This is a genomic window from Mesorhizobium sp. M7A.F.Ca.CA.001.04.2.1, from assembly GCF_003998485.1.
Lineage (GTDB): Bacteria > Pseudomonadota > Alphaproteobacteria > Rhizobiales > Rhizobiaceae > Mesorhizobium > Mesorhizobium ciceri.
The window spans coordinates 1-4890 of sequence record NZ_RZQT01000231.1 but is presented as its reverse complement, the minus strand read 5'-3'; the positions used below and the strand labels follow the sequence as shown (position 1 = coordinate 4890).

The 4890-nt window shown below is 63.1% G+C and carries 6 protein-coding genes and 1 tRNA gene; 3 read left to right on the top strand and 4 right to left on the bottom strand.

Going from position 1 to position 4890, the window contains the following annotated elements; all coding sequences use genetic code 11:
* The 3 genes from EN955_RS33690 to EN955_RS33680 all read right to left on the bottom strand — a co-directional run.
* The coding region (locus EN955_RS33690) for an FAD-dependent oxidoreductase (RefSeq protein ID WP_127223553.1) at positions 1-215 on the bottom strand (215 nt) is incomplete at its 3' end.
* Positions 216-782: 567 nt separating this feature from the next.
* Positions 783-923 (bottom strand): DUF1127 domain-containing protein, encoded by a 141-nt coding sequence (locus EN955_RS33685; protein WP_013531314.1) that lies wholly within the window; start codon positions 921-923, stop codon positions 783-785.
* Between the two features lie 49 nt (positions 924-972).
* Entirely contained in the window at positions 973-1113 is a 141-nt protein-coding gene (locus EN955_RS33680) for a DUF1127 domain-containing protein (RefSeq protein ID WP_013531315.1), read from the bottom strand.
* Positions 1114-1350: 237 nt separating this feature from the next.
* On the opposite strand from EN955_RS33680, the gene EN955_RS33675 reads away from it, so the two are divergent.
* From EN955_RS33675 to EN955_RS33665, 3 genes are read left to right on the top strand one after another with little or no spacing between them, the layout of a single operon-like run.
* Positions 1351-2469, top strand: a complete 1119-nt coding sequence (locus tag EN955_RS33675; RefSeq protein ID WP_024503860.1) for a DUF2157 domain-containing protein — start codon at positions 1351-1353, stop codon at positions 2467-2469.
* Entirely contained in the window at positions 2466-3050 is a 585-nt protein-coding gene (locus EN955_RS33670; RefSeq protein WP_024503861.1) for a GDYXXLXY domain-containing protein, read from the top strand. Before EN955_RS33675 ends, EN955_RS33670 begins: the two co-directional genes overlap by 4 nt.
* Positions 3051-3076: 26 nt before the next feature.
* Positions 3077-4525 carry an aromatic amino acid lyase gene (locus EN955_RS33665; protein ID WP_024503862.1) on the top strand — a complete coding sequence of 483 codons (1449 nt, stop codon included), beginning with the start codon at positions 3077-3079 and terminating at the stop codon, positions 4523-4525.
* 95 nt (positions 4526-4620) lie between these two features.
* Here EN955_RS33665 and EN955_RS33660 read toward each other — a convergent pair.
* Positions 4621-4706: transfer RNA gene (locus EN955_RS33660), tRNA-Leu, on the bottom strand.
* Positions 4707-4890 lie beyond the last annotated feature (184 nt).

The following is a 4890-nucleotide window of genomic DNA, read 5'->3' as shown; positions in this document are numbered from 1 at the left end:
GCGTGCAACAGGCCGACCGCGTTGTTGTCGGCGTCGTCGGAGCGGAAGGAATTGGAACAGACGAGCTCGGCCAGGCTATCGGTCTTGTGCGCATCGGTGCCACGAACGGGCCGCATTTCATGCAGGATGACGGGCACGCCGGCTTGCGCTGCCTGCCAGGCGGCTTCGGAACCGGCGAGGCCGCCGCCGATGATGTGGATTGGGTTTTTGCTCATGAGCGCCGGAATAATCGCTTGGTGCGGCGATTGCAATTGCCGTGCGCGGTGCGGGGCAAACAGCTGCTGATGGGAGCGCCTCCTGAAAACAACAACACCCGCCGGGGGAGGAGGTCCGGCGGGTGTCGTTTTTGGGGTCGACCTTCGGGAGGAGGTGAAGGCCGGCCATATTCGTCATCGCCGGGGAGGAGGTCGGCTTTGACGAAATTCCTTTCGCCATTTTTAGAAGGGGCGAAACCTCTGGAGCAAAATTCGTCTTGCCCCTGGGAAACAGCGCCCGCCGCGGGAGGAGGTGCGGCGGGCGCCGTTTTTGTGGCCAACCCTCGGGAGGAGGTGAAGGTCGGGCCGATTCGTCATCGCCGGGGAGGAGGTCGGCTTTGACGAAAACTCTTTCGCTGTTTGAAAAGGAGCGAAACCTTTGGGGCAAAATTCGATTTGCCGGGAAACAACGCCCGCCGCGGGAGGAGGTGCGGCGGGCGCCGTTTTTGTGGTCAACCCTTGGGAGGAGGTAAGGGGTGACCGTATTCGTCAAGGTCGGGGAGGAGGTCGACCCTGGCGAAATTCTGTCTAGATCGCCTGGCGGGCGATGATCTTGATTTCGTCGCGGACGATACCGAGATCATGCAGCTGGCGGTTCGAAAGGCGACCCAGCTCGGTAACCGTCTCGCGATAAACGCGCCAGTTACGATAGTTGCGGATCAGGTTCATTGTCGTTCTCTTTTTCAAAACTGGTTCGGACCATTCGCGGTCCGAAGAATTAGACCGCCTTGCGAGCGACGTAAGGAATGTCGCTGCGGCTGATGCCGAGGTCGGTCAGTTCACGGTTGCTCAGGCGGCTCAGCTCGGACACGGTGTCCCTGTAGCGGCGCCAGTTGCGGTAGTTGCGGATCAGGTTCATGGTAGTTCTCGTTTCGTCTTTCTTGCGGATCATTCCGTTTGTGTACGAACTATAAATAGGCGGACCCATATCGATTTAAAAGCGCTATGGCTGCATGGCAGCAATGCAAATTGTGCAATGCAGCATTAACGCGCGTTCACGGACCTGACACAAAGAAACCCGAATCGGAAAATGCCTTAGCGCCAACGGCTTGACCGGATCGGCTGCAAAAAAGACCAAACTGGGGGGAGAAGCAGCATGGCGAGCTATTCGTCGCGGGTCAGGGCGGATATCGCGCGCTGGCAGCAGGCCGGCATGATCGACCCCGCGACGGCCGATTCGCTGGCGCGCGATGTCGAGGCCAACGAGCGCAAGTCGCTGAGCTTCGGCTCGATCCTGGCTATGATGGCCGCCTTGCTGTTCGGCGCCGCCATCCTGATTTTCGTCGCCGCCAATTGGGACGCGATCCCGAGGCTGGCGCGCGTGGCGGCGCTGTTTGCCGTCATCCTTGGCGGCTATGTCGGCGGCGCGGTGCTGAAGGCCCGCGACCATGCGGCAATCGGGGAAGCGCTGTGGATCGTGGCGGCCGCGGCTTTCGGCGGCTCGATCGCGCTGATCGGCCAGATGTATCATCTCTCGGGCGACGAGGCCTCGGCTCTGGTGACCTGGGGAGCCGGCACGGCGCTGGCGGCGGTTGCGCTGCGATCGAACCCGCTGACGGTGGCTTCGGTCGGCATCGCCGATGCCTGGCTGTTCCTCAAAGGCTTCGACTATTACAGCCGCAGCGATTTTCCGCACGGCTTCGTCGTGATGGCGATCGTGCTGTTTGCCGTCTCGTTCTGGACCCGCAGCCAGGCGGCGCGCCACCTGATTATCCTGTCGGTGCTGTTCTATCTCATGCTGCTGGTCACCAACCACGACACGCTGCAGGTGGCGATCCCGCTGGTCGTCGCCTCGGCGCTGCTGTTCGCGGCCTCGGTCTTCGCGCCTGGCCCGGTCGACCGGGTCGTGCAACTCGGCGGCCGCTTGCCCTTGCACGCGCTGCTCGGCTTCCTCACCGGCCTCGCAATGATCCAGTTCGAACTCGCCGACGAGAGCACCTACAACAGCGGTTTTGCCCTCGCTTCGGCGATCGCGCTGGCCGGTGTTGTCGCCGCGATCGTGCTGGCAGGACGGGGGAGCCGTGGGCTACGCTGGCTTGCCTATCTCGGCTTCGCCTTCGAACTCGCCATCATCTATGTCGTGACCCTGCAATCGATGCTCGATACGGCCGGTTTCTTCCTGGCCGCCGCGGTGCTGCTCGGCATCCTCGCGATCGTCATCATCCGCGTGGAAAAACGCATGAAGGGCCCAGACGCCAAGGGAGCCACGGCATGATCACCGGGAAAAGGCTTGTCATCTCGGCGCTGGTGGTGGCGCTCGTCCAGATAGGCTTCCTGAGCTGGATCATCGCCGGCCGGGCGGCGATCCTGCGCAACGGCAAGGAAGTGCTGCTGAAGATCGAACCCGTCGATCCGCGCGACCTCCTGCGCGGCGACTATATTATCCTGGGCTACGAGATTTCGCGCATACCGGTGAAAATGATCGCCAACATTCCGCCCGACAAATTTTCAAGCGACGATACGTCGATTGTGGTGCGCCTGAAGAAGGGCGCCGACGGCTATTGGCAGCCGACGGCCGCCTGGTTCGGCCAGGCGCCAACGATGGCAACCGCCGACGAGGCCGATATTCTAGGCCACATCGCCGAAGGCTGGGACCTTCGCGGCGAAGAGGCGACCATCGCGCCGGACTATGGCATCGAGCGCTTCTATCTGCCGGAAGGCGAGGGGATGGCGATCCAGAACGACATGCGGGTGCGGCCATTCGGCATCCGTCTTGCGCTTGCCGGCGACGGCACCGCGCAGATCAAGGCGCTGGTCGACGGCGACAAGACGCTGTTCGAGGAACCACTCTACTAGGTCCCTTATTTCCGATGGTGTGAAGCATGCCAGTTAGCCTGTCGACGCGTGACGACATCAACCTCGACACTGTCTTCCGCGTCGCCTGGAAGAAGGACACGGTGGAGATCAGCGAGAAGGCCTTGCAGCGCATCGCCGAATGCCGCGTCTCGTTTCTGAAGCTGATTGAATCCGATCCGCCACCGGTCATCTATGGCGTCACAACCGCCATGGGGGAATTGGCAAGCCGCAAGCTCGAACCTGACGAGCGCGATCGCCATGCGCGCATCAAGGCGTTTGCCGCCGCCACCTCGTTCGGCGATCCCTTGCCGGATCGCGTGGTCAGGGCGATCGTGCTTGCCCGTCTGACAAACTTCATCGAGGGCAACGCCGCCACCACGCCGCGCATCGCGCTTGCCGTGGCCGCGATGCTCGACGGCAGGCCGATGCCTGTCGTGCCGGCCTCCGGCCAGGGCGGCGCCGGTGAGATCCTGGCGCTCTATCCCTTGTTTGCAGAACTTTCGACGCGCTTCGACCTCGAGGTCAAGGAACGCGGCTCGCTCATCAACGGCTCGCCCTGCGCCGCCGCTTTGGTGGCCGACGCAGCGCTCGCGGGGCGCCGCCGCATCCGCATGGCGCAAAAAGTTTTCGCGCTGTCGATCGAAGCGTTTCGCGCGCCGCTCGAGCACTATGACGCGGCGCTCGACACGCTCTGGGGCGATGAGCATGAGACGGCTGCCCTGCAGGGATTGCGGGAGTTTCTGGTTGGCGCCGGCGATGGGCGACGCAACTATCAGGCGCCGGTCAGCTACCGCATCGTGCCGCGCGTCCTCGGCCAGGCGCATCGTGCGCTGGCGACGGCCGAGCGGGCGGCCAATGTGTCGCTGGCCTCGGTATCGGACAATCCCGTCTACATCCCGCCCGACGATGCACATCGGCTCGGCCGCTGCATCTCGACCGGCGGCTATCACAATGCGATGGCAACGCCGGCGCTGGACGATCTGGCGGCGATATGGGCCGACATCTGCCTGCTCTGCGACCGCCACGCCTCGAAGCTTCTGAACGGCAAGGTGTCGCTGCTGCCGGATCTGCTGATGACCGGACGTCACTCAGCCGACAGCGATGGCCATGGCAATGTCGGCTATGTGCCGATGGCGATCACCGGCTATCTCGAACAGGCCAAGCTGGCGGCGCAACGTACCTTCATTCCGGGCACGGAATCGGCTGGCGCGGGGCAGGACGACGTCGCCACGACGGCGTTCTTCGCATGGACCAAGGAAGCGACCGCCGGCCGCTGCGTCGATGCCGCCATGGCGATGCTGGCAATGATCGCCTCGCAGGCGCTGCACGTCACCGAACGGACGCCGCCGCCGGCACTGCGTTCCTTCGTCGATCAAATCAGAGCTATCGTGCCGCCTGTCGGCGCCGATCGCGTGCTGGGGCCGGAGCTTGCCAGGTTGGCGGAATGGTTCACTGAGAAAGTGTTCGAGGCGTAGAGATGCCGACAAGCTGTAGCCGGTGAAATTGGTGCGCCTGAACGAACCTGCCGAGCTTCAGGTGGCCTGCCACCCGAAGCTCGAAGAGCGAAGGGTGGTGCGGACGACGGGAATCGAACCCGTACGATCAGAGATCGAGGGATTTTAAGTCCCTTGCGTCTACCAATTCCGCCACGTCCGCAGGCCAGCCCTTTTCAGACGCCAGACACAGGCCGTCAAGTCGTGTTGTTGAGCGTTCGCCGAACGTGCAAACAGACCGGGCGGCTTGATGATACTGGCGCGATCACGGAATTATCGGCGCGGCGGGTAGTGGTAGGATGCCTTGTGGTGGATTTGATCCGCCAAGGCCGGCGCCTCTCAGGCCC

What these genes read in the sequence shown, in the direction of transcription:
- EN955_RS33675 (WP_024503860.1), top strand. Translation starts at nt 1,351, where the DNA reads ATGGCGAGCTATTCGTCGCGGGTCAGGGCGGATATCGCGCGCTGGCAG.
- EN955_RS33680 (WP_013531315.1), bottom strand. Translation starts at nt 1,113, where the DNA reads ATGAACCTGATCCGCAACTACCGCAACTGGCGCCGCTACAGGGACACC.
- EN955_RS33670 (WP_024503861.1), top strand. Translation starts at nt 2,466, where the DNA reads ATGATCACCGGGAAAAGGCTTGTCATCTCGGCGCTGGTGGTGGCGCTC.
- EN955_RS33685 (WP_013531314.1), bottom strand. Translation starts at nt 923, where the DNA reads ATGAACCTGATCCGCAACTATCGTAACTGGCGCGTTTATCGCGAGACG.
- EN955_RS33665 (WP_024503862.1), top strand. Translation starts at nt 3,077, where the DNA reads ATGCCAGTTAGCCTGTCGACGCGTGACGACATCAACCTCGACACTGTC.